The sequence below is a fragment of the Thermoanaerobacterium calidifontis genome, from assembly GCF_055381745.1.
Genome location: NZ_AP042436.1, coordinates 216447 through 242692, shown reverse-complemented (window position 1 = coordinate 242692; position 26246 = coordinate 216447). Strand labels below are relative to the sequence as shown.

General features: G+C 33.4%; 27 protein-coding genes and 1 riboswitch. Of the genes, 6 read left to right on the top strand and 21 right to left on the bottom strand.

Annotation, left to right across the window (positions count from 1 at the left end; genetic code table 11):
- Positions 1–25: 25 nt before the first annotated feature.
- A complete protein-coding gene (argC, locus tag ACZ42G_RS01265; protein ID WP_464851089.1) occupies positions 26–1060 on the bottom strand; it encodes an N-acetyl-gamma-glutamyl-phosphate reductase in 1035 nt (344 codons plus the stop codon).
- A gap of 241 nt (positions 1061–1301) precedes the next feature.
- Here argC and ACZ42G_RS01260 point away from each other — a divergent pair, with 241 nt between their 5' ends.
- Complete coding sequence (locus ACZ42G_RS01260; RefSeq protein WP_464851088.1) at positions 1302–1802, top strand: LiaF transmembrane domain-containing protein; 501 nt, start codon at positions 1302–1304, stop codon at positions 1800–1802.
- Between the two features lie 12 nt (positions 1803–1814).
- On the opposite strand, the gene ACZ42G_RS01255 is transcribed toward ACZ42G_RS01260, so the two are convergent.
- The 9 genes from ACZ42G_RS01255 to ACZ42G_RS01215 form a co-directional block, all read right to left on the bottom strand.
- Positions 1815–2477, bottom strand: a complete 663-nt coding sequence (locus ACZ42G_RS01255; RefSeq protein ID WP_464851086.1) for a DUF4829 domain-containing protein — start codon at positions 2475–2477, stop codon at positions 1815–1817.
- Positions 2478–2517: 40 nt separating this feature from the next.
- Positions 2518–3078, bottom strand: coding sequence for a hypothetical protein (locus tag ACZ42G_RS01250; protein WP_085112416.1), 561 nt, complete (start codon positions 3076–3078; stop codon positions 2518–2520).
- Positions 3079–3443: 365 nt separating this feature from the next.
- The gene (locus ACZ42G_RS01245) at positions 3444–4307 is read right to left on the bottom strand and encodes a hypothetical protein (protein WP_464851084.1); all 864 of its coding nucleotides are present in this window, start codon (positions 4305–4307) and stop codon (positions 3444–3446) included.
- A gap of 23 nt (positions 4308–4330) precedes the next feature.
- Positions 4331–4717 carry a C39 family peptidase gene (locus ACZ42G_RS01240; protein WP_464851082.1) on the bottom strand — a complete coding sequence of 129 codons (387 nt, stop codon included), beginning with the start codon at positions 4715–4717 and terminating at the stop codon, positions 4331–4333.
- A 151-nt stretch (positions 4718–4868) separates the two neighbouring features.
- The gene (locus ACZ42G_RS01235) at positions 4869–5069 is read right to left on the bottom strand and encodes a helix-turn-helix domain-containing protein (protein ID WP_085112419.1); all 201 of its coding nucleotides are present in this window, start codon (positions 5067–5069) and stop codon (positions 4869–4871) included.
- Between the two features lie 4 nt (positions 5070–5073).
- Positions 5074–5475: a sigma factor-like helix-turn-helix DNA-binding protein gene (locus ACZ42G_RS01230; RefSeq protein ID WP_464851080.1), complete on the bottom strand. Its 402-nt coding sequence runs from the start codon at positions 5473–5475 to the stop codon at positions 5074–5076.
- A gap of 139 nt (positions 5476–5614) precedes the next feature.
- The gene (locus ACZ42G_RS01225) at positions 5615–5947 is read right to left on the bottom strand and encodes a lipoprotein (RefSeq protein ID WP_464851078.1); all 333 of its coding nucleotides are present in this window, start codon (positions 5945–5947) and stop codon (positions 5615–5617) included.
- 43 nt (positions 5948–5990) lie between these two features.
- Entirely contained in the window at positions 5991–7070 is a 1080-nt protein-coding gene (locus ACZ42G_RS01220) for a hypothetical protein (RefSeq protein ID WP_464851076.1), read from the bottom strand.
- A gap of 205 nt (positions 7071–7275) precedes the next feature.
- A complete protein-coding gene (locus tag ACZ42G_RS01215) occupies positions 7276–10473 on the bottom strand; it encodes a DEAD/DEAH box helicase (RefSeq protein ID WP_464851075.1) in 3198 nt (1065 codons plus the stop codon).
- A gap of 356 nt (positions 10474–10829) precedes the next feature.
- On the opposite strand from ACZ42G_RS01215, the gene ACZ42G_RS01210 reads away from it, so the two are divergent.
- Both ACZ42G_RS01210 and ACZ42G_RS01205 read left to right on the top strand, forming a co-directional pair.
- Positions 10830–11804 carry a phosphodiester glycosidase family protein gene (locus tag ACZ42G_RS01210; RefSeq protein ID WP_464851073.1) on the top strand — a complete coding sequence of 325 codons (975 nt, stop codon included), beginning with the start codon at positions 10830–10832 and terminating at the stop codon, positions 11802–11804.
- A gap of 301 nt (positions 11805–12105) precedes the next feature.
- Entirely contained in the window at positions 12106–14388 is a 2283-nt protein-coding gene (locus tag ACZ42G_RS01205; protein ID WP_464852075.1) for a penicillin-binding protein 2, read from the top strand.
- A 55-nt stretch (positions 14389–14443) separates the two neighbouring features.
- Here the strand turns inward: ACZ42G_RS01205 and ACZ42G_RS01200 are convergent, their stop codons facing one another.
- The 3 genes from ACZ42G_RS01200 to ACZ42G_RS01190 form a co-directional block, all read right to left on the bottom strand.
- The gene (locus tag ACZ42G_RS01200; protein ID WP_464851071.1) at positions 14444–14827 is read right to left on the bottom strand and encodes an SH3 domain-containing protein; all 384 of its coding nucleotides are present in this window, start codon (positions 14825–14827) and stop codon (positions 14444–14446) included.
- A 167-nt stretch (positions 14828–14994) separates the two neighbouring features.
- Positions 14995–15804 (bottom strand): AsnC family protein, encoded by an 810-nt coding sequence (locus ACZ42G_RS01195; protein WP_464851070.1) that lies wholly within the window; start codon positions 15802–15804, stop codon positions 14995–14997.
- A 484-nt stretch (positions 15805–16288) separates the two neighbouring features.
- Positions 16289–16795: a ferritin-like domain-containing protein gene (locus tag ACZ42G_RS01190; protein WP_464851069.1), complete on the bottom strand. Its 507-nt coding sequence runs from the start codon at positions 16793–16795 to the stop codon at positions 16289–16291.
- A gap of 128 nt (positions 16796–16923) precedes the next feature.
- Between ACZ42G_RS01190 and ACZ42G_RS01185 the strand changes: the two genes are divergently transcribed.
- Positions 16924–17361, top strand: a complete 438-nt coding sequence (locus ACZ42G_RS01185) for a CBO0543 family protein (RefSeq protein WP_085112428.1) — start codon at positions 16924–16926, stop codon at positions 17359–17361.
- Here ACZ42G_RS01185 and ACZ42G_RS01180 read toward each other — a convergent pair.
- The 5 genes from ACZ42G_RS01180 to ACZ42G_RS01160 form a co-directional block, all read right to left on the bottom strand.
- Entirely contained in the window at positions 17351–17893 is a 543-nt protein-coding gene (locus tag ACZ42G_RS01180) for a phosphatase PAP2 family protein (protein WP_085112429.1), read from the bottom strand. The genes ACZ42G_RS01185 and ACZ42G_RS01180 overlap by 11 nt on opposite strands.
- Positions 17894–17906: 13 nt before the next feature.
- On the bottom strand, positions 17907–19022 hold the full coding sequence (locus tag ACZ42G_RS01175; protein WP_464851068.1) for an MGDG synthase family glycosyltransferase: 1116 nt from the start codon (positions 19020–19022) through the stop codon (positions 17907–17909).
- A 201-nt stretch (positions 19023–19223) separates the two neighbouring features.
- Positions 19224–19862 (bottom strand): energy-coupled thiamine transporter ThiT, encoded by a 639-nt coding sequence (thiT, locus tag ACZ42G_RS01170; RefSeq protein WP_085112431.1) that lies wholly within the window; start codon positions 19860–19862, stop codon positions 19224–19226.
- Between the two features lie 57 nt (positions 19863–19919).
- Positions 19920–20018, bottom strand: a riboswitch (TPP riboswitch).
- Positions 20019–20054: 36 nt separating this feature from the next.
- Complete coding sequence (locus ACZ42G_RS01165; RefSeq protein WP_464851067.1) at positions 20055–20522, bottom strand: methylated-DNA--[protein]-cysteine S-methyltransferase; 468 nt, start codon at positions 20520–20522, stop codon at positions 20055–20057.
- Between the two features lie 24 nt (positions 20523–20546).
- Entirely contained in the window at positions 20547–20795 is a 249-nt protein-coding gene (locus tag ACZ42G_RS01160) for a hypothetical protein (RefSeq protein WP_464852073.1), read from the bottom strand.
- A gap of 141 nt (positions 20796–20936) precedes the next feature.
- Here ACZ42G_RS01160 and ACZ42G_RS01155 point away from each other — a divergent pair, with 141 nt between their 5' ends.
- Entirely contained in the window at positions 20937–21248 is a 312-nt protein-coding gene (locus ACZ42G_RS01155) for a hypothetical protein (protein ID WP_085112434.1), read from the top strand.
- Positions 21249–21291: 43 nt separating this feature from the next.
- Here ACZ42G_RS01155 and ACZ42G_RS01150 read toward each other — a convergent pair whose 3' ends face one another.
- Positions 21292–22431, bottom strand: a complete 1140-nt coding sequence (locus ACZ42G_RS01150; protein ID WP_464851066.1) for an aldo/keto reductase — start codon at positions 22429–22431, stop codon at positions 21292–21294.
- 149 nt (positions 22432–22580) lie between these two features.
- On the opposite strand from ACZ42G_RS01150, the gene ltaE reads away from it, so the two are divergent.
- Positions 22581–23618, top strand: a complete 1038-nt coding sequence (ltaE, locus tag ACZ42G_RS01145) for a low-specificity L-threonine aldolase (protein WP_464851065.1) — start codon at positions 22581–22583, stop codon at positions 23616–23618.
- A gap of 3 nt (positions 23619–23621) precedes the next feature.
- On the opposite strand, the gene ACZ42G_RS01140 is transcribed toward ltaE, so the two are convergent.
- Positions 23622–25487, bottom strand: a complete 1866-nt coding sequence (locus ACZ42G_RS01140; RefSeq protein ID WP_464851064.1) for an APC family permease — start codon at positions 25485–25487, stop codon at positions 23622–23624.
- Positions 25488–25575: 88 nt separating this feature from the next.
- Positions 25576–26238, bottom strand: a complete 663-nt coding sequence (locus ACZ42G_RS01135) for a beta/alpha barrel domain-containing protein (protein ID WP_284700707.1) — start codon at positions 26236–26238, stop codon at positions 25576–25578.
- Between the last annotated feature and the right edge of the window lie 8 nt (positions 26239–26246).

Genomic DNA, 26246 nt, shown 5'->3' with positions numbered 1-26246 from the left:
TATCATATCCTCCTTAAGCTTATCATTATGGAAAAACTGGCACCATCTTTAATCCTTTAGCTTCATTGATGCCAAACATTATATTCATGTTTTGGACAGCCTGCCCAGATGCACCTTTCACCAAATTATCAATGACAGACATGATTATCAATGTATTAGAATGTCCATCAATTTCTAATCCGATATGGCAAAAGTTTGAACCATATACGCTTTTTGTAGATGGATACTCACCAATATCCAATACTTTCACAAAATATTCATCTTTATAGAACTCACTGTAAATCTTGTGAATGCTTCCTATTGAAATATCTTTTTTCAATCGGCAGTACATAGTGCTTAATATTCCTCTTGTCATAGGCGTCAAATGTGGTGTAAAAACGACTTTTGTATCTTCGTGATTTAACTTTGAAAGCTCTTGCTCCATTTCTGGTATGTGTCTGTGCTTTGCCACGTTGTAAGGCTTTATGCTTTCATTGCACTCTGCATACATATTTCCCTGCTTTGGACTGTGGCCTGCGCCAGATACGCCGGATTTGGAATCTATTATTATATGATTTTCTATTATTCCGCTTTTTAAAGCTGGCGCCAAGCCGAGAATTGCAGATGTAGGATAGCATCCTGGATTTCCTACAACCATCGCGTTTTTAATCTCCTGCCTATGAATCTCTGGAAGCCCATAAACTCTGCTTACGCTGCCGTAAACATCGCTACTTACCCCATACCACTCCTTGTAAGTTTTGAAATCATCAAATCTAAAATCCGCACCAAGGTCAATTAGCTTTACTCCACTTTTGCATAATTTTTCAGCCATATTCATTGCATATCCAGATGGAAGTGCTGTAAATACCACATCACAGCTTTCAACAATATCGTCAATATTCAGTTCCTGAAGCTCTACTTTACAAAATCCTTTTAAAGAGTTATACACATCTTCAATTTTTTTACCATTGAAATTTTGAGATGATAAGTATTTTATCTGGACATCTTCGTGATTTGATAAGATTCTAATGAGCTCTACGCCTGTATAGCCTGTAGCTCCTAATATGCCGACCCTCACCATTGAGATCCCACCTTCAATATTTTATATATATTAATTTTAACTTATATTTATGCATTAAACATTAAAAAAATAATGCGAAATATGTATAAATAGTAGTTTATTTTTATATTTATTCACCGTTTTTATTATTATATCACCTTCTGAAATTTTTTCAAGTATTTTTTCGCAAAAATATAGTTAAATTTTCATCCATTTATAGTAAAATATAAATGAAAGCCAAAACTTTTCAGGAGGTTTAATCATGGGAAAGAAAATAATCGGAATCGTACTTATATTGTTAGGACTTATCTATCTAAATGACAACCTGGGCTTACTATCAAGATACGGAATAACATTGGATATGTCTAATATATGGCCTCTTTTCATATTGATACCAGGAATCATGATGGAAGTAAGCTACTTAAAGCAAAGAAAAAATCCTGAAATCTTAGTTCCAGGCGGAATACTTACATCAATGGGCATCATTTTTTACTTTGACATCTTCACAAACTGGATTTACTCTGAATACACATGGCCTCTATACATTCTATCTGTAGCAATAGGCCTTTTTCAGCTTTACATCGTAAGCAGAGATTTTGTGCTTATAGGCTTAGTCATGGTAATTACCGCTGCTGTAATATTAAGCTATACGTCAATTTTGTACAACCAATTTTCCATCGTATGGCTTAATCCAAACTTGATAATCTCAATCATGATAATCTTATTGGGACTTGCTTTAGTCATAAGGGGCCGGAAAAAGTAGTAGTAAAAAAGACTATTTTTCACTTGCAGCAATATTATCAATAACCGCACCTTTCATGTTCATTATTTTCCCTTTTTTATCAAGAGTACTTTCGATTTTAGCAGCAATATTTTCGTCATCTGAATTAAATCCATTGCCAGTATCTTTTAAGTATTCTATAGATGGGACTGATAGCCTTACTATTTTCCAGCTTCCATCTTCCTTTGTGACAACAATAACACGATGGTTTGTACCATTATATAGCCATTTATCTTCTTTATCCACATTGAAGTTAATTTCGGCATAAAAAACACGTGTATCATCCAAATTTAAGTTTTCTCCAGATGAAATACCTGCAGCTACTACACCTACTTCCTTTGGAAGCTCTTTAATTTGGATCAACTTGGCTTCCTTCTCTTTAAAGAATGATTCTGATTTATTACTTGAAAGAAATTGTGTCATGGCTGTGCGATTAGAATTGGTAAAATAGTTCATATACTCATAAGGATCCTGATCGTTAATTGCTTGAATCATCCCTTTAATTACTGCAATAGGGTCATCAAAATTTGTTGTATTGCTCAGACTAACCGATTCTTTTGAGCTTGCTTTCGGTATTGAAGTAAACCCTGTAATCACTATACCTATTAAAAACGTTGTTATAAGCAGTACTGCTGTTAATCTTGTTTGATGTTTCATAAAAGCTCTCCCTCCCGTATATAGCTTTTCTTAAAAAAATTTATGGTGATGAAGCAATATAACTTATACACCAGCCACCATATAAAGGCGACTTAGAAACTGTAATAAATCTGGTGAAGTACCCTTCCTCAGGAAATTTTTTAATATCATTCGATTTTTGCATATAATAAACGCAGTAAAGCTTAGAAGATTTTCCTATACTTTCGCTGTCATTCTTTTTTATCGTATCTGGATATACTTCTATTGATTTGATGTCAATTTTCTTTATATTTTTCAAATATTCTATATGTTCATTATACACATAACTGATATCTTCAGATGATTTATTTGCTGCATTATTTAAAAAATTAGAAGCACAAACAACGGCGAGATTATAATTCTTATCATTTATGCTATTATAATAGATATTTATTATTTCTTCCGGAGACGCCTTTGAAATTTTAATTTTATCTTCCTTAGTCAGCATATTAAAGTACTTTTGCGCTATTGAATTATTTCCCTTTTCTTTAATGACACTATTATTGCTTTTAGATGAACATCCTACCACGATAAAGGCAATAAATATCAAAAAACACAAAACAATTTTTTTAAATAATACCATTACCAATCACCTATATTTTCTGTATTACCCCTTCTATATATATAAAAGCTAAATTTTTCTAAAAATATTCCACATCATAAAATTATTTTTACCATTTTTGCATATTATGCTCTTAACCTCCCATGCCTCACCTCTATTATAAAATTTAAAATTATAAATTTTATTAATTATTCCTTAATTTTCTATTACAATCTTGTAACATAGTTAGCATAAAAATTTTTTACAAAAAATTTACTAATTCACCAAACTTGCCAGATAAACACCTACATCCTGATTGCATATGCAAAATAAAAAATAAAAGACACCAACTATTTTTGATTGGTGTCTAACATAGAATTTTAATATTTCACCTTAGATTCGCTTATTTACTTATAACTGTATTTTCGTTTTAATTTAACAAAGTAAAAAATTGTTATAAAGGCAATAAAAATTGTCAACGCAATTAAATAGTATACTTGATTGCCAAGATATTTCCCATTAAGCGACGGACGGCCTGTTGTCATTCCTGTATCATTCAAACCGGCTTTAAGAGTAGGACCAACAGCGGAAATTATCTCATTTTTTTTATATATTTTTTTGTTTTTAAGGCCATAAAGTTCACTTTTACCTTCGCCGTGAATAATAGGGATAAAATATTCCCCACTATTTGCTTCAATATAAAGAAAATCGGAATGCAACGAAGGTACTCTGAAATGGATAAATGTTTTTGCCTCTTTTAAATTATTGTCATCAAGATATGAAGTTATACCATCAGGGTTACTTACAAAATCAATGGAATCAGGCGAAAGATAGCCGCCAATTTCACCAACATTCCATCTATTGTCCAAAAAAGATACCGTAATTGATGCTACACTTTTATTATTAAATTTTACAGGCACTTCCCACTCATAAGGTGCATTTAACAGAGCATTAGAAATATTTTTCCCTTCTATTAGATCTTGAACAACTTCTTTATTAGTAATATATACTTTATATGCTTTTCCGTATATTAAATCGTCAGGATTACTTACATCCATTAACTCTTTACGTCCCAGCTCATGTTTGTTATCGACTAAAAATTTTTTAGGATTTGACTGGCTATCGCTAATTGCACGTTCTACTTGATCTTTTTCTTTAGCTAAATCTAATTGTTGTTGAACCAGAGTATTTATTGGAGTAGCTGCAAAAGCCGGAAAAGTTGATATTAATATCAGCATGACAATCACAACGAAAGTAAGAACCCTTTTCAAAATAATTCACCTCATCATTCATACTATTCCCAAAATAGAGAATCTGTCCAATACCAGCTACTGTTACTTACATAATATGAGTAAGTTGCGCCGTGCCCATATCCATCCCAAGGATCGTTATAAATAACATAGTTTGTGCTGGTATCATAACCTTTAATAACCATAGCGTGTCCTCCTCCGGAAGTCCACTGTATTCTCGTATAGATAGGTCCTCCGTGATTTATTTGATATTGCACCGCTGTATACAACAATGAATTATATTGTATAGAACCTGCTTTACTGGTGTATTTCTTTACGTAGTATTCTGCATCAGTTGTATATCCTGGTTGATTAAAGTTCGTACCATACTTATCTTTTGCAATTTCAATTGTACGATCTGTTGTGTCACCTTTAAAATATGAAATTATCATAGAAGTACTAGTAGCCCAACAAAGATTGTCATAGCTTCATTTTTTCTCACCTCCATTTCCCGTATTTCCCCTTCTACATATATAAAAGCTAAATTTTTCTAAAAATATTCCACATCATAAAATTAATTTTATCATTTTCGAATGTTATGCTTCATTTTATATCAAATTTCTTGATCGCTTTTATTATTACCTCAACAATATCCTGACTTATATCATCTTTTATGTCCATATCAACATTCCTCATGTTTTTCTTTATAAGAGGCTGAAATCGCAATATTATCTCTTGTATAGCATCTTTATCCCCTTCTTTAGCCTTTAAAATAATTTCAAAAAGGCTTTTATCTTTGCTCATACTTTCAAGAACCCTCCATAAACTTTTTTATTTTCTTAAGGGCTTTTTTCTTAATCTTGCTTATAGATGATTGTGTTTTATTTAACATTTTAGCTACCTCTTTTTGTGGTATATCTTGTATTATATTTAGCGTTACAACATTAAATTCTTCTATTTCCAGTAGTTCCTTACATTTTGAAATCATTAATCTATCTATTATTTCATCTTCAATTAACACATTATCGTATATCGTACTGTCAATAATTTTCCCATCATTTTCGATATTGCCATTGTAATCTGCTAAGTCTAATGTCAAAAGCTCTTTCTTTTTAATGTTATTATATTTTTTTATTGCTTTTACTGTTTCATAATTAATAGACTTTTCAATAAACTTAATGAATGCAAATTCTACATCGCTCTCTCCCATGCTCTTAACCTCCCATGTTTCACCTCTATTATAAAATTAAAAATTATAAATTTTATTAATTATTCCTTAATTTCCTATTACAATTTTGTAACATAAAAAAAGCATGGCAAATGCCATGACAAATTAAGCAATCAGACTATCATTCATTTTTAACATAATAAATGCTGGATTTTTTATAATTTACATATACAGTTAAGGACTTTCCTTCTTTGTCAATACCCTTTATTATCCAGTAAACGGAGCAGGAGGATTTTTCCATAAGTTTTGGATCATCGAAAAATTTATCCAGATCAACTTCTAAATTTTTAAGTTCTTCTGATTTTACTTTAGTAATTTTCACTTTTTCTTTAGCTACTTTCAAAGCTTCTTTATCTGATATTCCACCTACCGCATCTCCTTGTTTTTTTATATTTGAACATCCTGTGAGAGCCAAAATAAGTAGTATTGTCATTATCCATTTTTTTAATATCATAAATCTCACTCCAATATGATTAAAAAGCATTCAGTAATTTCATTCAATCTAAAGTAATCCACTCTGATTTGCACTTTTCTCCTTTGACGTACCACCACAGTATATTACCTGAAATATTTCCACCGCTTGTAATACCTGAATCTTTTAACTTCAATGTTTCTCCCTTTTCTATAGAGTAAATGTATAAACCATCACCGTTTGTATTCCATGAAATAAATTTATCATTAAGTGAGCTATTCCAAACGCCTGTCATACCCCAATTTACAATAGTTTTTTCTTCTTTTGTCTTTATATTGTATAATTTTAGAATAGAATCGCCTGAATTCCATACTACATATGGATATTTAATTGATGCACCGCTAACTTTTAATCCTTCATCTAATATTCTTTTCTCATTATTCTTAAGATTTACAAGGACCAATTTCCCATTTCTCGCCAGTGCTTTCATATCGATTTTTCCAATATCATATACAAGCCAATCCCCATCCAACCCTGGCTGCCCAAATTCTCCGTCTTCAGCATTTAATTTATCAACGATTTTATAAGTATTGTTTTCAATATCGTATAATTTGACAATTGCATTAACAGATTTCTCATCTTTTTCAAAAGCTGTCCATACAATTTTGTCGTTAGATGCAGATATCAACGCTCCTAGCAAAGTAGGCGTTTTTACTTTTGCATTTACAACTTTTCCCTTATCAATTTCTATGCGACGATTGTCATCTATATTCTTGGCATACAAAGCCCAATCGCTTTTTGTCATATCGTTGCTGGATTCAACATACACGATCCAATTTCCCATGACTTTTGCATCATAAATATTTTTAGAAATTTCAGCATTAATTTTAAGCACTATTGAGCCATCGATTGAAGTGACAAAAATACTGTTGTCTACTTCAGGATTAACCTGCAAAAACACTTTTCTGCCATCATCAAGCACAGCTATTGGATGTGCATTTTCAATCGATGAGGTTTTTTTAGCTTCTAACTCATCAAGTATATTACCATTTGTTTTATCAATAATTATATTCTCATTGCTTAAGTCTGTATTTGTACTTTTAATACTACAGCCACCAATTATTAAGATTACGATAATTAATAAACATAGTTTCACTTTATTCATAATAGCCTCCTAGACAAAGTAACTTTTACTTTTATCTATATAGATTATGCTCTTAACTTCCCATACCTCACCTCTATTATAAAATTAAAAATTATAAATTTTATTAATTATTCCTTAATTTTCTATTACAAACTTGTAACATAATCAGTAAAATTTTTTACATAAAAAAAGCAACTGCCTTAATCGACAATTGCAAATCATTTAATCACATTGCAAAAAGCTCTTTTACTTCTTCTTCACTCAACTTAGTTATAAAGGTCTCACCTGGGTTTATGACAGAATTTATCATCTCTTTTTTTCTCTCTTGCAGCTTTACAATTTTTTCTTCAATTGTACCCTGCGTTATAAGTTTTATGACTTGTACTGTATTCACCTGCCCAATCCTGTGGGCTCTATCTGTCGCCTGATCTTCTATAGCTGGATTCCACCACGGGTCAAAGTGTATGACAGTGTCTGCGCCTACTAAGTTTAGTCCAGTTCCACCTGCTTTTAACGAAATCAAAAAGACATCCGAGTCACCTTCATTGAAGGCTTTGACTAATTCCCCTCTCTCTTTCGTTTTTGTATCTCCGTCTAAATACAAGTATGAAATTTTTTCTCTTTTTAAGTTGTCTTCTATAAGCTTAAGCGCTGTTGTAAATTGGGAAAAAATCAGGGCCCTGTGTCCGCTTTCTTTCAATTCTTGAATCAGTTCCATCAAAAGCTCCATCTTGCCGCTGGTGCCTTTGTAATTTTCTACAAACATTGATGGATGGCAGCATATCTGCCTTAACCTCGTTAAAGCAGTTATTATCTTTATCTGGCTCCTTTCAAAGCCTTTACTTCGTATCTCTTCCTCTATTTCAGTCTTTGCATTCTCCAGATACGCCATGTAAAGCTCCTTTTGCTCTTTCGTAAGTTCAGCAAATGATGTGGTTTCTATCTTATTTGGTAACTCCCTCAAAACATCCTTTTTTAACCTTCGCAGTATAAATGGCCTTATATGCTTGCTTAAGTCATTAAGCGCCTCTTCATTTTTGTATCTTACAATTGGCTTCTCATACTTCTCCACAAATTTTCTGTGAGACAAAAGGTATCCAGGCATTAAGAAGTCAAATATAGACCACAATTCAGTCAAAGAATTTTCTATGGGCGTACCAGTAAGCGCAAAATATCCTTTGGCTTTTATCCTTTTGACAGATTCTGCATTCTGAGACTTTGGGTTTTTTATATGCTGCGCTTCATCCAAAATGCAATAGCTAAATTCAATATTTTCATAGCTTTCTATATCCCTTCTGATCAACGGATATGAAGTTATGACGACGTCAGATTCCTCTATGCTTTTAATAAGACTTCCTCTTTCGCTTTTACTGCCAGATACCACTAAAGTCTTAAGAGTCGGTGCAAACCTTTGTATTTCACTTTCCCAATTATAGATAAGAGTTGTCGGACAGATGACTATTGCAGGTTCTTTATGCTTTTCTTTTTCATCCAGCAAAAATGCTATAGTCTGTATCGTCTTTCCTAATCCCATGTCATCTGCCAGTATTCCACCAAAACCATACGATGACAATGTTTTAAGCCATTTAAACCCCACTTCCTGATATTTTCTCAGGACACCATTTAACTTCTTAGGCACTTCAAATTCAGTCTCCATTGGATTTTTTATGGCTTTGACTAAACTATCTAATTTTTCATCCTTATCAATCTTTAATCGATCACTTTCAAGTTTTTCATCAATATAAAGGGCTTTGTATTTTGGAATCTTTACGATTTCTTTCTTTAAATCTTTGCTACTTAAGTCCAATGAATCGACGAAATTTGCTATTTTCACCAATTCATCATCAATAGGCAGAAAAGAACCATCAGGCAGCTTGAAAAATTTCTTCTTCATTTTTATCGAATCAAATATCTTTGGAATAAGATCTCTATCTATATCGTCAATAGAAAAGCTAAATTCCAATAAATCATCGTCTTGAATCCTAATGCTGCTGCTATACGATCTTTTGTAGAATTTCATCCTTTTAAATGATTCAGAATAGTACACATCAGCGTATTTTTGAAGCACTGGCAAATAATTTGATACGAAGTTAAATATGGAGTCTTCATCATCTAAGTAAACCGATTTATCTTTTACCTTAAATTCACACTTTTCAAAGATATCCAATATGCGTTTTTCTGCAGCTTCGTCCCTAATTAAAATGCAGTCATGCATAATCTTCGTCTTTCCATCATCGTACAGATTTATGTTATACTCACCATAAGTAAAATTTATATCAGCAGTTATTCTTTCTCCTTCTCTGTCAAGGTAGATTTTCGTCTTAAGTGGTTCGTTATAAAATTCTGATTTTACATCGTCATCAATCACGACGCTTCCTGCTTTATCTATATTCGGAAGTATTACTTCTGCAAACTTCTGTTTATCCTTCTCAGTAAATACAACACTATTTGTGCTATTGGTAATGTACATATTGTAAAATGGCGCTAAAGCAAAACGCTGCTTATCAGAAACCTTGTATATTTTCCCATCATACACAAAAAAATTACCTCTGCTGTCTAACGCCTTTACTTTTTCAATTCCCTCAACGGTAAGTCTAATGTTTTTGTCGTTATTTGCTTTCTCAAGTTTGAAGCTAATAGGAAGATCATCAAAAACCACGTCTATATCATAATAAGTTTTTCCATCCAAAACTAAATTAAAGTGACTATCCTTCATAATTTCAATAAATTTTTCTAAATTCGATGGCGTAAGCCTTACACACTTTCCAGAAATAACCGAGTCAACTCTGTAATAAGAATTTTCAGTATTGATTTTGTCAATCTCGTATATCTCCCTCAAAAACCTTATAAGCTTCATATCTTCTTCTTTAAAAGTATTTACGCTTGGATCAAATGAAAATCCTTTACCAAATTCAACGATCATTCCTTCATCAATATCGTCAAAAAACTTCTTTATGCTTTTAACTACATACAATTTGTCAATGCCCATTCTAAGACTTAAAGATGTATTAAATTGATAAGATTCTAATGTAACCTCTATGTTGACAGGCTGCTTTAATTCGTCAGGTATGTATTCTCTTTTTTGAAATTCTTCAAATAAATCATAGGCAACTTTATTTCTTAGATTGTCCTCTATCTCAGCTTGATTATTTTTTATATACATTAAAACTGCCGAAATATGTTTGCAATCGCCGCCGTATCTTGCCTTTGCAGGGCATGTACAGCTTGTGTACAATTCACCATGATACTTTTGTATCATCACCCTGTACAACGATGTACCCATTACAAAAGCTTGAAATACAGTACCGTCTTTGTTATACATAAAATTGTGTATCCTACCTGACAAGTAATACTCAAGGCCTTTTCTATAGACGCTATCATTTTCGCACCTGCTTTTAATCTCCGCATCAGTTAACTGAATCATAACTACCATCCCAATCAATATAACTTTTGTTATTAATAATTATAGACAAATAAATGTTTAAAACGACACTATATATAATTACATATATATATTAAGCTAAAATGTGATTTTTTACAATACATTACAATACTTTTAGTAAATAATAAGCAATACTATGTTATTTAATATAATGAGGTTTACCTATAAAGTCAACATATTTTTTGAAAATTTTTTAAATTCTATTGATACCCGAATATTATTTATGTTAATATATTACAGAGGATACTATGGATAACCACCATGTACGGCATGAAACACCCGAAAAACTTAAAGTAAAAATAAATGCTGTTTATAAATGAAAGGAATGAGAGTTATTTATGAGAAATATGATTTTGACGAAAAGAATTATTGTATATTTGGTTTTTGAATTCATATTATCAATTATTGTTATTCCTGTATTGATATTTTATGGACCATTCGCAAATATAAGAAATACTTTAGTTACATCTGCAATGACAACTTTTAGTCATAAATATATAGTTACATTATTCTTGCCTCAGAGTAAAATAGATGAAATCATGAAAAATTCTAATAATATCGCTACAGGAAGTAGCAATAAAAATATATTAAATTTTGCAAATTCTCATGATAACACAATTGAAGTATACGACATATCAAGCAATAGATTTAAAGGCAAAGTAATATTAATACATGATCCAACAAGGATACAAGTTGGTATATCAAGCAAATTGCCTAAAGAAGGTGAAACAGTAAGTACGATTGCTAAAGAAAATAATGCTGTAGTTGCAATTAATGCAGGCGGTTTTATCGGATATGTAAATGGAGCATGGACAGGCAGTGGTGGAATACCATGCGGCATTATTATTCATAATGGGAAAATTTTATATGATAATGCATACAGTACAGATGGTAAAATAGATCTTATAGGATTTACCGATGATGGTAAATTGCTTGTTGGTAAATACACATTAGATGAAATAAAAAATGCTGGAATAAAAGAAGGAGTTAGTTTTAGACCTGCACTTATTATTAACGGAGAGCCTATGATTAAAAAAGGCGATGGTGGATGGGGTTCAACATCAAGAACAGCTATAGGGCAAAGAAAAGATGGTACAGTAATATTCTTAGTAATTGATGGAACGTTTATCAGAGGTTTAACTGGTGCAACTTTAAAAGATGTTCAGAATATAATGCTAGATTATGGAGCAGTTAATGCCGCAAACCTTGATGGTGGTTCTTCAACAACACTCTATTATAAGGGAAAAGTAATAAATAATCCAATAAATCCACTTGGTGAAAGAATGGTTCCAACAATCTTTTATGCCAAGTAATATAAAAATATTAAGAACCACTTTTACAACATTATAAGTGATTTAAAGCTATTTTTATAAAAGTAATCAATTTTAATTCTCAGAAACTACTATTTTAAGGAGGATTTTTTTATTTTTTGCAGAATAAAGTACATGTAAAGAAGTAATAAAATCAATTTTATTAATTGCAAAGCTCAATAAAAGATTTCTAAAACTACTCTTTAAACAGAATAAAAAATTAAATTTTTTGCGTCTACTGTATTGACACAAGTCTACAATCTACAGATTATTAAATAGCTTAAATATAAATTTATTAGTCTATCTGGAGGCGGATATTTTGGATGATAGTATAAAAATAAGATTTCGTATATTAGGATGGGTAATAGCTTTGATGCTTGTTACCCTTATAGGAAGATTAGTTTATCTGCAGCTTATAAAAGGTGACTACTACAAAGAGCAGTCATTAGGTAATGCCATAAGATCCATAATCATCACAGCGCCTCGAGGAGATATAGTAGATAGAAACGGAGTGAAACTTTCTACAAATAGGCCCAGCTATTCTGTAGAGCTTCTAAGAAGCGATGCTAAAGGAGTTAATCTAAATGATGTCATTTTAAAATTGCTAAACATTCTCAATAAAAATGGTGTAAAGTATAAAGACGATTTGCCTATATTTTTAGACAGCAATAACAATCCTTATTTCAATTTTCAAAATCCTGATGAAAGCAATGTGTCACAATCGGTTTTAAGACAAAGGGAATTGCAGTGGAAGAAAAATAACAACATTCCTTCAAATGCTACAGCCAGTGAAGCATGGCAGATGTCGATAAATAAATTCAAAATATCAAAATCGCTGTCTCCACAGGATATTCGAGGCATAATGGCTGTTCAAGAGCTGATGTTAGAACAAGGGTATACACAGTACAAGCCTGTAGAGATAGCCACCGATGCCAACCAACAGACGGTCGCAGAGATTGAGGAAAATCATTTGGATTTGCCTGGAGTTATAATAGAAGTTAAGCCAATAAGATTATACCCATTTAAGACGCTGTTGTCGCAGACATTAGGATATATAGGCCGCATGACTGCTGAGGAATGGAAAAAATACAGCCAAGAAGGCTATCAAATAACAGATCTTGTTGGGCATTATGGACTTGAAAGCTATTTGGAGAAATACCTAAGGGGAACTGACGGTAAACAGCAAGTGGAAGTAGACAATTATGGCAGATTGATAAAAAAATTAGATGAGATCAGTCCTAAACCTGGAGATACTGTGTACCTTACGATAGATGAAAAGTTGCAGCAGGTTGCCGAAGAATCATTGCAGAGGACCATGGAAAGCATAAGGCAAACTAAAAGAGGTCCACATGGTGAATACCTACCGGCAAATATCGGTGCAGTAGTTGTTACGGATATAAATACAGGTGAGATTTTAGCTCTTGCCAGTGTGCCAGGTTATGATCCAAATATATTTGCTTCAGGCAATCCGCCCAGCAGCATTGTAAATGAACTGTTCAAGCCGAGGAATGCCACTATTGACCCAAGTCCTATATTTAATTACGCCACACAAGGTGCAGCACCTCCTGGTTCAACATTTAAAATGGTAACGGCGTTGGCAGCCTTGGAATCTGGTGTAACGACTGTAAATGAAAAGTATGTTGATACAGGTATATATGCTCCTACAGGCCAAGAAAACTGGCTGTACGGCGAATACGGAAGGACGCAAGGTGCAGTAAATGTATCAGACGCAATACAATATTCCACAGACACGTATTTTTATGAGATGGGCCGTAGAATGGGTATAGACAAAATTGACGAGTATGCTCACATGCTGGGCTTAGATCAAAAGACGGGCATAGAACTCTATGAAACGACTGGAATAATTTCCAGTAAGAAATTTAAAAGAGATTACAATTTGTCGATTTTAAAATCGATGGTTAAATCTGACTCAAATCCAAATGGCAAGATAACACAGGAACAGTACGATAAGATAGTAAGCTTAATTGACAAAGGCAATTTTAGCGATTACTCCACATTTTTACAGCTTAAGAAGATGGGAATAACAGATCCTAAATTGCAGATGACCATATGGCAGTTGATGGATGCGACTAAGTGGACTTTGGTAGATACTACCAACGCATCCATAGGTCAAGGTAGCAATCAATTTACGCCTATAGAGATTGCAAGTTATTTATCAACATTGTTAAACGGAGGAACAAGATACAGATTGCATTTGGTCGACAAAATTGTCTCCCCTGATGGGAAGGTAATCGAAAAGGAAAAGCCTGAGGTATTAGACAAGATAAATATACCTCAGAAATACTTGGATGCTATAAAGTTGGGAATGAAACGTGTTACAGAAGAAAATGGTACCGCTAGTGCGGCATTTGCTAATTTTCCAATACCTGTTGGAGGTAAAACAGGTACTGCTGAAGTAGGATCTCATGGCACGAAAGTTATGCAGAACTATGCATGGTATGTTGGCTTTGCCCCATACGACAAGCCGCAGATTTTGGTAACAGCACTTATATACCAAGGTGGTTCTGGTGCATATACTGCATATATTGCAAGAGATATTATGAAAGCATATTTTAAATTAAATTGAATTATAAAAAAATTGAAAAAGATAGGATATGGAAATAATTAATAATTATATATATTTAATCGCCTATCATTTCTATATAATCTCCATCCACCCAACCAGATAGAGTCTTGTCCAAATCTTCTACAGGATACCACAAAGTTCCGTTACTATCTTCTTCTGCAAAACCGGTGATATTAAGTATAGTATGATATGGATATGCTCCTTTAATGGGATAATTTGTTCCAGGTCCTGTCCTTACATTTAAACCTGACGAAGCAGTAACAATAGCCATGCCAAACTGCATAGGTTTTACTACGTCATCTTTAATTTTTGTTATATTTGTTTTATTAGTATCCTTTATGTTAACATTATTAATTGTCTTACCATAAGCTAATGGCATTGCGAATATAGTTGTTATTATCAACGTAGAAGCAAATAATAAATTAATCTTTTTTACCATAAATATCAACTCCTATTACTTTATTTTATTCCATATCCTATATTTGACATTATTATAGGTCTTAATCTAAGATTTGTGAAGTTTCTAAATTCGGAATATTTTTTGTTAGATTTTATTAAAATGGTTCCGGTTTTCGGCACATCAAAATTTTAATATTTACAAAAATTTTATAATATATTCCCATCAATATCTATAATTCCGATTTTTATAGCAGCTCTAACTATTTCTAAATCATTATCTACCTTAAATAAATTGCTAAGTTTATTTAAATGTTTTCTCAACGTTCGATCTGATATGCCTATATCTGATGTTACTAATTTTCTTACCCCATTACGTACTAAAGATGATAAAATTAACTTATCTATATCATCAAGTTTAGAACTTATTATTGGTAGATTTTTATTTCTATATGATAAATATTCTTCAATATAGATAGCTATATTTTTAAGAATAGCACTTTGGTCTTTAATGCTTGGAACATTAATCCGCGACACATCAAGATATGCGACTACTTCTCCACAATAATAATCAATTATTGGTATAGCATTGCAATACCAATCTTTGAACAATTTACAATAGTGATCTTTACCACATAATTCAATCTGATTTTTATATTTCATAGCCATACTAATCGCATTTGTGCCACAATCCTCAAGCCTTAAGCTACTACCTTCTACAAAATGCAATGTGTTGAAATAATTATTAAGTTTATCATCGCAGATAAGTTTGATTATATAGCCGTTTTTATCACATAGAATAAAAAAGTATCCTTCCAAAAGAAGACATTTATACCTTAGACTTTTATCTATGAGACTATTAAACAATGACAATAAAAAACTGTTTTCTTTTTTTATGTTTATTAGCTTTTCATCACTAATTGCTTTATTAAAAATTTTCTTATTTGGATTAACATTTATAAGTAATGATTCCCCATGTGATTCAGCAATTTCTTTTTTAATGGTCAATATATTACTCATAAATACCAACACCTTCATTAAAACTTTATTATTTATCCAATAACATTTCTTAATATATTTTCTGCAAAAATATAGAAATTCCTTTTAATTTCAAAATTTTTTATAAAACTTTGAAAAACAAAAATAAAATACACCCAAGATTTAGACAAAAGTCTAATACTCAAGGGTGCATTTTTTATTGATTGAATTGAATAATATCATCTGAATATTTTGCGTATATAGTTAAATATCCCCGAACCCACAACATGTGTCAATTTTACAAAGATTATTATAAAACTTAAAATCAAAACACATCCTACAATAACAGTTAGCATAACAACACCTCATATACTTTTATTTATATCAATTATATATTTATCAATAAACCTTTTTAGCTGTATGCTAATAAATTCCATGATAAATCTAAATATTTCATAAAATGCGCTGAGTGATCTTCAAAATTTCAATCTTGGCTTTGTAAAACTTTAGATTAATTTTCTTAATACTATATCGCTTTTACCATATTGCTTAGATCTATGAAGTGTTTTATCTCTTCATTCAACAATGTTATTGCAACTTTTTTAGTAGAGTCAAATTTAGCATCTTTGACTATTTCATCGTAAAATATTATAGAATCTTTTTCTGCTCTTATTGCCAATTCTACAGCATCTTCAAATTTATTTATTTTCTCTAATACTTCGTCAACAGCATCTTTTGATGGAAATACAGATGTATTGTAAAGCAAAGTTAAATAAATAGATGCCTCTATGTCAAAGTACAGGCTATCATCGCCTTTTTTCTCATTTAAAAGCTTATTATAAAGCTCTTCAAATTTAGATTTATGTATAATCTCCTCTTGTGCCATGTCATCAAAAAACTTTCTCAATTTCTCATCGCTGGAAAATTTCTCTGAAGCCTTTGTATAAAATTCGTATCCTCTTTCTTCTATATCTATAGCAAGCCTTGCAACTTCTAAATCAGTCAAATATTTTTTCTCAATATTGTTTAACATAACAACACCTCCCGAAAATTATTATCTTCTACTAATCATTTTATCATTACAAAATTTTCTAGTCAATTGGCTTTTAAAAACTTTAATAATTTGTTTTTGTAAAAGCCAAAATAATTCAAGGTGATGTTATGTGGTACATAATTTTTTCAATTTTTACGGTAATTATATCGCTTTTTTTGATAGATAGAAAAAAGTTAAAAGTGCTGATACCTGCTTATCTGCTTTCATCTGTGATAGGTTTCTCTTTGGATGTGATATTTGACTTTACTTTGAAATGCTATTATTACACTGATGCACATATCCCAAACGGTGTTCTATCGTTCCTGATGGAAACATTTATAGGACCACCTTATGGCATGATTTTTATACAATACATGCCAAAAGGAAAAATACGCTACATCATATACATGGCTGCATGGATATTGTTTCTGACTGCCGTTGAAGCAGTATTTCACATAAATGGGCTTCTTATTTACAACAGATGGAATTATTTCTTTTCAGTCATAACGTACATCTTCACATTGTTAGCTATAACTGCTCAATATAAATACTTGTTTAAAGAATAGGCAGCATCAAACCATACATATGTGTTATATATGAAAATAAGATGCCAACTGTAGAGCCTATTATGACATCTGAAGGATAGTGCAGCCCCATGTAAATCCTCGAAAGACTCACTAAAATAGCCAGACTGACTAAAACAATCGTCAAATCAGGAAAGAAGAATGAAAAAGAAACTGCCAAAGAAAATATAGCCGTGGCATGACCTGACGGGAAGGAATAATCTCTAAGCAAATATTTGAATGTATTGGCTTCAGGCAAAACCATGTAAGGCCTTGGCCTCGTGCATATTCTCTTTAAAATCTGCACAACCAAGTGGCTACTTGTCAAAGTAGTAAGGGCTTGAATGGCAGAAAGCTTAACGCTGTTTTTCCCAAACAAAATCAATAACAAACAAGATAAAATCGTAAAATACGGTCCTCCTATATGAGTTATTTTAGGCATGATCTTATCAAGAGTTTTGCACTTTATCCTTTCATTTAAAAGGAAAAATACATTTCTGTCCTCCGCAATAATCAATTTCTTCACTCCCGACACAAATGAAACCTCCTTACACCTTCAAAGCATCATTCTTTATATGATTTATTACTACGCTGCACACCTTGTCTGCTGAATTGTATATGCCGATTTCCTCCATACGCTCCTTCATCTCATCTATCTTTTTCTTATCAGACAAAAGATCCAATATCTTTTTATCTAATTTTTCTATGTCTTTAATTCTCAAGGCAATCCTCTTTTTAAGCAAAAATTCGAGATTTCTCTCTTCTTGTCCCGGTATAGGATCAAAAATTATCATAGGCAATTTCTTAATTATAGCTTCAGTGACAGTAAGACCACCGCTTTTAGTTACTAAGACATCAGCAGCCTCCATAAATTCATGCACGTTGTCTACATGACCATACACAAATACATTATCGTCTGATATCTCCTCTATTTTAGCCTTTAAATTCTTATTAAATCCGCATATTACAGCAATCTGCAAATCTTTATGCCTCTGTATAACATTGACGGCTTTTTTTATGTTTCCGAGTCCAAGTCCACCGCCCATCACCATCACTAATGGCCTGTCTACCTCAAAACCTAAATTTCGTCTCATCTCGTTTTTATCTTTTTTGATGTAAAATTCTTCATCAATAGGTATGCCTGTCACATTTATCTTGTCATCAGAAACACCCATTAAGTTCATCTGACTTTTCATCTCTTGTGAACCGACAAAATACCCATCTATCTGGTGATGTATCCAATACGCATGGACATCGTAATCAGTCAATATGGCAAATATTGGAATATTGAGATCTCTCTTTATATGAGACAGAATAGAACAAGAAAACGGATGGGTGCATATTACAGCGTTAGGCTTTAAGTTTAATACGTAATCTTTTATAAATGTATAAACAGATATGCCTACCAGCTTATTTATGCGCCTTTCTATCTTGTCCCTTTCCATCTCATAGAGATAACCCCATAATTCAGGCGTCAATTTTAACGTCTTTAGATAAATCCTCGTCGTCAAGTAAGACAAGCTGGGAAACTTCTCCCCAAGTGGATTTTCAACGAAGGCTTCAATGCCATCTCTTTTTTCGAAGGCTTTTTTTAAAGCCATCGCCGTTCTTTTATGTCCAGTTCCTATATCTTCATAAAGTATTAAAATCTTTATTTTATCCATCAAAAAGACCCTCACAATCACTATATTGATTATCGCATTTAAACATTAAATTTAAATTAAATTTGTATTAAAAATGCGTTAAAATCTATCCATCAATATAGTTTATTTTTATTTGCTATCTAATATTATACCATCAAAATCAATTTATTGTATAAAATTTATAAAAACCCTCTTCCATTAAAAAGAGGGCTTTAATAAATTTTACGCTAAAGCTTTTTTCTTTATCATCTCAATTGCATTTCTAACTTGCGGGATAATAGAAACTGCAAAACAAATCAAGACTTCCACACCTACTAATATACCATTTACAAGAAGCGAGTAGACGACAGGATTCATGCCTTTTGGCGCGTAGCTGGCAAAGAAGAAGACACCTGATAGAAAGTGTGAGAAAAATCTGCCAAAACCGCCAACCAAAACACCAATGCTTAAGTTTTTCTTGAAAAATCCTGCAAGCCCTAAGGCGCCAAACGCCAATGGATAATCTAAGAGAAGCTGTATCCAATGCACAACATAAGGGTCTTGTATTAGCTGAAGCATTCCATAAGCCATTCCCACCGCTATGCCTGGACCTGCACCGTAATAGTATGCAAAGACAAACAGCGGAAGCATACTGGCTGGTGTTATAGAACCACCTTGAGGCCAATGATAAAACCTTATATACGATAAGACAAATGATATAGCTATTGCCAATCCACCGTACACAAGCATCTTTGCGTTAAATTTCACGCTGTTTCTTAAAATGTAAAACAAAAACGCAGCGAATAGAATCGCAATTATGATGGAAAGTGTGGCAGGCTTTATTTTTGTAAAGTCGGAAAAAATGCTTACAATGTAGGACATAAAAATAACCTCCTTTTGAGGCTATGTACCGCTTAAAACAAAAAAACCGCACACCGATGCGGTCTTTTGCCGCATTCCCTTCGTAGGTATTAACCTAATCAGGTTCTAGGGGTTTGGCATCTGCCATCTCAGCTAAAAGCACCCCCAGCGGACATAGTCTATTGATTAATTTATTATCTAATTATAATAAAATTACTTTTTAAATGCAATACCTTCATGTTGAAGCAGTAATGATTTGACACTAAGCCCACCTGCAAAGCCTTTTAGCGTCATATCTGAGCCGATGACCCTATGACACGGTATGATAATCGGAATAGGATTTTTATTGAGGGCATTTCCTACGGCTCTTGACGCATTTGGCTTTCCTATTCTCCTTGCGATTTCACCGTATGTAGCGTAAAAGCCATATGGTATCTTCATAAGCTCTCGCCAAACAGATTTTTGAAAGTCTGTCCCTTCTAAGTCTAACTTTACGCTAAATTCTTTCAAGTGGCCCTTAAAGTACAATCTAAGCTGTTCTTTGCAATCTGCAATAAACGAATTTGTACCTCTTAAACATTGTAAATGTTCTTCATTAGGAAAATCTATCCTCGTTATGCCATCTTCGCTTGAATATATTCTTAGCGTTCCAATCGGTGTATCTAAGTCATCCCACACCACATTATCACATCCTGATGCATTTTGCTATTTAACGATAACTTCTTCTTCGACTTCATCTTCAACTTCAAAATCTTCATTAGATTCGTAAAAAGACTCACTTAATTCTGACTTGCCTGAAGCTGCTATTTTTGCTAAGCTTTTTTCTATTGAATCAATCTTTTTCATCTTTTTTAATGTATAAACTATGTAAAATACCAAAAAAATGACTGATACAATCGGTGTAGCTAAAGCCACAAAATACTGCAAAAATAGCATAAATCCACTTTGAACCATCCTTGACACTCCCTTCTAAATAAGATATTCACTATTTATTATTTCACAAGTAAACTATCAAAGCAAGTATTATAAAAAATATTATACGTTGCTTTTTTGTTCAACAAATTTTAAAATGAAATCAAGAAAGGGTGTAATAAGATGAATTGGCTAGGTATTGTATTAGTAATTGCCGGTGTCGTTTATTTGATGTATTCCATATTAAATAAAGATAAAGTCACTTATTATACGAGAAAGGCAAAAATAAGGCTTTTAAAATCAGATGAATTCTTAAAGTTGCAGCTTAAGTTTTCCATATTAAATTCCATATACCTTATAATCTTTGGGATACTTATAATGGTACTTAATTTAAATAGTATATTTATCGTGGCATCAGGTGTTATATTTTACTTCATAAACTTCTTACTATTTTTAGAAGCCAAGAAAAAGGGATATGTTGACTACCAAAAGTAAAGCCATATTGGTGAAACTTAAGTTTCATCAATATGGCTTATTTTTAAACAGCCTCTTTAAAGTATCTTCTTACATCCTTTAAATATTCAATTATCGTCAAGTGCTGAGGGCATTTCGTCTCGCACTCTCCACATTCTATGCAAGAGCTTGCTTTTCCTTCATTTAAGTTATTATAATTCCTAAGTGCTTCATCGTAATTGTTGTACATGTGGGCTTCATTGTATATGGCAAAGTTCTTAGGTATGTTTACGCCATTGGGACATGGCATGCAGTAGTTACAAGCAGTGCATCCTACAGGCGAAAGCTTTTCATAAGTTTCTCTGACTTTATCTACAAGTTTTACCTCGTCCTCGGTTAAGCCATTTGCTTTTGATCTTGAGGCACTTTCTATATTTTGTTTCACTTGTTCCATCGTGCTCATTCCACTTAATACAAGCGAAACCTCTGGATGATTCCACACCCATTGCAGAGCCCATTCTGCAGGTGTCCTTTTTACACTTGCACTGTTCCAAAGCTCTTTGATAGCCTCTGGCGGATCTCCAGCAAGCTTACCTCCTCTTATTGGTTCCATTACAATAACGGCTAATCCCTTTGACGCAGCATACTTAAGCCCTTTTAAGCCCGCTTGATTGTTTATATCCATGTAGTTGTACTGTATCTGACAAAAATCCCATTTATCGTAATCATCGATTATGCCTTTAAAAACGTTGTATTCGTCATGGAAAGAAAAACCTATGAATTTGACTTTGCCTTCTTTCTTGACCTTTTCCATCCAGCTAAACACATCAAGTCTTTTGTACTTCTCCCATCTCTCTTTATCCAATGCGTGTAGAAGGTAAAAATCTATGTAGTCGACGTCCAGTTTTTTTAGTTGTTCATTCAGGTATTTATCCATATCTTCTTTTTCATTAACAAGCCATGACGGAAGTTTTGTAGCTAAATACGTCTTTTCCCTGTATCCGTCTTTCAAAGCTTTGCCTACCACAATCTCACTTTGCCCATTGTGGTACGGATATGCAGTATCAACGTAGTTAACGCCATTATCTATAGCATATCTTATCATCTTTATAGCTTCTTCTTCATCGATCTTGCTGTTGTCTCCGCCTATTGTAGGCAATCTCATTGCGCCAAAACCCAATGCTGAAACCTTAACACCTGTATTGCCAAACTCTCTGTACTGCATACAACCCCTCCGTATCTTAAAATTTAAATTTCTTATTTGATTATAGCACCATTGCTTTAAATAACAAAATTCCCGTAATCCCATCTATTGCTTTAGCTTTTCAACAATGTTAATCTTAAATTAAGCTAATAGATAGGAGGTAATATTACATGGAATACATCGATTTAAGAAGCGACACAGTCACGTTGCCAACTCAGGAAATGAGAGATGCCATGTACAAAGCTTTAGTAGGCGATGACGTTTATGGTGAAGATCCCACTGTAAAGAAGCTTGAAGAAATGGCGGCAGACATTATGGGAAAAGAAGATGCGATGTTTGTGACAAGCGGAACACAGGGAAATCAAGTATCCGTAATGACACATACACATCATGGTAATGAAGTAATACTGGAAGAAAAATGTCATATAATTACGTATGAAGTCGGTGGTATAGGGTACTTATCAGGGGTTCAAGCTAAAACTATACGAGGAATAAATGGTATTATGGATCCAAAAGATGTTTTAAACTCCATCAGGACAGATGACATCCATTTCCCAAAGACAGGTCTTATATGCCTTGAAAATACCCACAATAGAGCAGGCGGTACCGTTATACCACTAAGCAATATGAAAGAAATTTATGAGATAGCAAAAGAACACGATATACCTGTCCATTTAGACGGAGCAAGGATTTTCAACGCTGCTACATACCTAAATGTAGACGTAAAGGATATATCAAGATACGCTGACAGCGTAATGTTTTGTCTATCAAAAGGACTTTGTGCACCCGTAGGTTCCATTGTGGCCGGCAGTAAAGATTTCATTAAAAAGGCCAGAAAGTACCGCAAAATGTTGGGTGGTGGTTTAAGACAAGCTGGGATTTTAGCTGCTGCAGGAATTGTAGCACTTGAAAAGATGACAAAGAGATTAGCAGAAGATCACGAAAACGCAAGGCTTTTAGCAGAAGGCTTAAATAACATAAAAGGCATAAAAGTTGACATGTCGACAGTTCAAACAAATATCGTCATGTCTGACATATCTGCAACAGGTCTTACAGGAGCACAATTATCCTCAAAACTTTTAGATTACGGGATTAAGGTAAACGGCAGCAACGACTACACTGTAAGATTTGTAACACACTATTACATCAAAAAAGACCATATTGATAAAGTCCTTAATGCCGTAAGTACAATATTAAAAGAGCAATAAAGATTATTGCTCTTTTTTGCATTTATCTTCAATATCATCATCATCGTGAAGCTGCAGCGGCATAGTCGCAACGACGATGTGTTTGTGTTTTAACAGTTCTTTTTCTATATAAACTCTCGTCTTATTATGAAGAATGTTGTGCCACCTTTTCCTAACTACAAACTGCGGCAGTATTACCGTTATCATATCTCCTTTTTTGTAGTTGTACTCTTCCGATTCTATAAATTTAAGAAGCGGCTCGACGATTCTCCTAAATGGCGAATATTTGACAATAAGCGGTATGTCCGTATTAAGCATGGCATACCTCTTTTTTATTTTTTCACCGCTTTCTTCATCTATCGATACGTTAAAAGCAATGACATGCTCTGAGATCGTCCTGGCATATCTTAAAGCCCTGATACTGGCCTTATTTATGCTCTCTATAGGCACTATTACTCTGTTGCGATAGTGATTTTCTGAGATCTTTATACATTGAAGATCTTCTGGGCTTACTCTAAGCTGTACAGCCACAGCCCTGTAATGCTTATTTATCTTAAGCATCATAAATACCAAAACAGGTATGACTATTATCACAATCCAAGCGCCTTCTCTAAATTTGGTTATTCCTACAATTACGACAACTAAAGCTGTAACAATAGCGCCTGTACCATTTATAATCGCCTTTATTACCCAATTTTTGCTTCTCGTCGTTATCCATCTCTTTGCCATGCCTGTCTGCGACAAAGTAAATGATATGAAAACGCCAATTGCATAAAGTCCTATCAAAGAAGTGACATTAGCCCTGAATGCCACAATAAGAACAGTAGCCAAAACTGAAAGCAATATTATGCCGTTTGAATAGCTTAGCCTGTCGCCTCTTTTGTTAAGCTGTCTCGGCATGTGTCCTTCTTTTGCCATTATCGCAAGTAAGAGCGGAAATCCTGAATAAGCAGTATTAGATGCCATTACCAATATGATAAATGTTGTTGCTGTAATGTAGTAGAACATGAAGCCTCTACCAAATATTTCGTTTGCTAACTGTATGATAACAGCTTTGTCTCCTGCAGTAACGTGATACATGCTTATAAGGACAGATATGCCGCCAAATGAAATCAAGACAATAGAAGATAGCAAAATCAAGACGGTAATTGCTCGTTTAACAGACGGCTCTTTAAAATTCGGCACCGCATTGCTTACAGCTTCAACGCCAGTCAAAGCAGAACATCCATTTGAAAAAGCTCTTAAAAGTAAGAATAGTGTGACTGGTTCAACGGCTTTTAAAGGTGTCGTAGGAGGCACATATCCTCCTTTTATCTTTACAATGCCTGCAATAAGCATCGCAACTATGCCAAAAACAAAAGCATACGTAGGAACACCAAAAATTCTGGATGATTCACGTATACCTCTCAAATTGCCTATCATTAAAATCAGCACAATCGCGATACATATAAGTATTGAGTAAGGCCTTAAAAATAAAAATGCAGATGTTATCTGATCAACACCTGATGACACACTAACTGCCACTGTCAAAATATAGTCGACAGATAGTGCAGCACCAGCTACTACTCCTGCTATTTTCCCTAAGTTATCAGACGCAACTATGTAGGCGCCCCCTCCATTTGGGTAGTTTTCTATTGTCTGTATGTAAGAAAAAGTAAGTATCAATAGTAGACTGATAATAGCGGCAGAAATATAAAGCAGATTTTTATATGCCATAAAGCCTATTGCAGGCAGCAAAACTAATAAGATTTCCTCGCCGGCATAAGCCACAGAAGAAATCGCATCGCTGGACAATATAGGAAGTCCCCATATTACGCCGTATTTCTCGTTTTTAATAGCCTTATTTGTCAGTGGTCTACCTATTAAAGCCCTCTTAAGTCTATTAAACATCATAACGCCTCCGCTTATTAATAATAACCTATTATAAATCATTATTAATTATTTATCAATATCAATTTATTTATATATTTTACTATTTTTACTGCCTTTCCTCTCTGTATTTATCCATTACGTGTGAAAATATCTCCGCATTTGTTGGGGGTGTGTACGAAATAGCATTTGCACCAGCTTCTATCGTCTCCATTATTGTCTCATCTGTAGGCCCTCCTGTGGCAATTATCGGTATATTGGGGCAAATGTCTCTCACTCTTTTCACAATCTGCGGCGTTTTTTTTGCGCCTGAAATATTTAAAATCGTTGCCCCTGCATCTACGCGGCCTTTTATGTCTTCATTTTCTGAGACGATGGTGACTATTATCGGTATGTCGATCGTAGCTCTTATTTTTTTGATTATATCATTTGCGGTAGGTGCATTGACGACGACTCCCATAGCACCTTGGAATTCTGCATCAAGTGCTAAATTGACTACCCTCTTGCCTTGTGTAAGTCCACCGCCAACACCGCTAAACACAGGAATGTCTGACGCCATAATTATAGCATGTGTGATGACAGGCTGCGGTGTAAAAGGATAAACTGCTAATATGGCATTTGCATTTGTGTTTCTTATTATAGCTATGTCTGTAGTAAAAAGTATGGACTTTATCACTTTTCCATGTATTTTTATACCCGAAACATTTTGTATGACCTCTGGAACTCTGACCATCTTCTGCCTCAAAGGAGACACTATCTCCGGAATGAACATATTGTCCA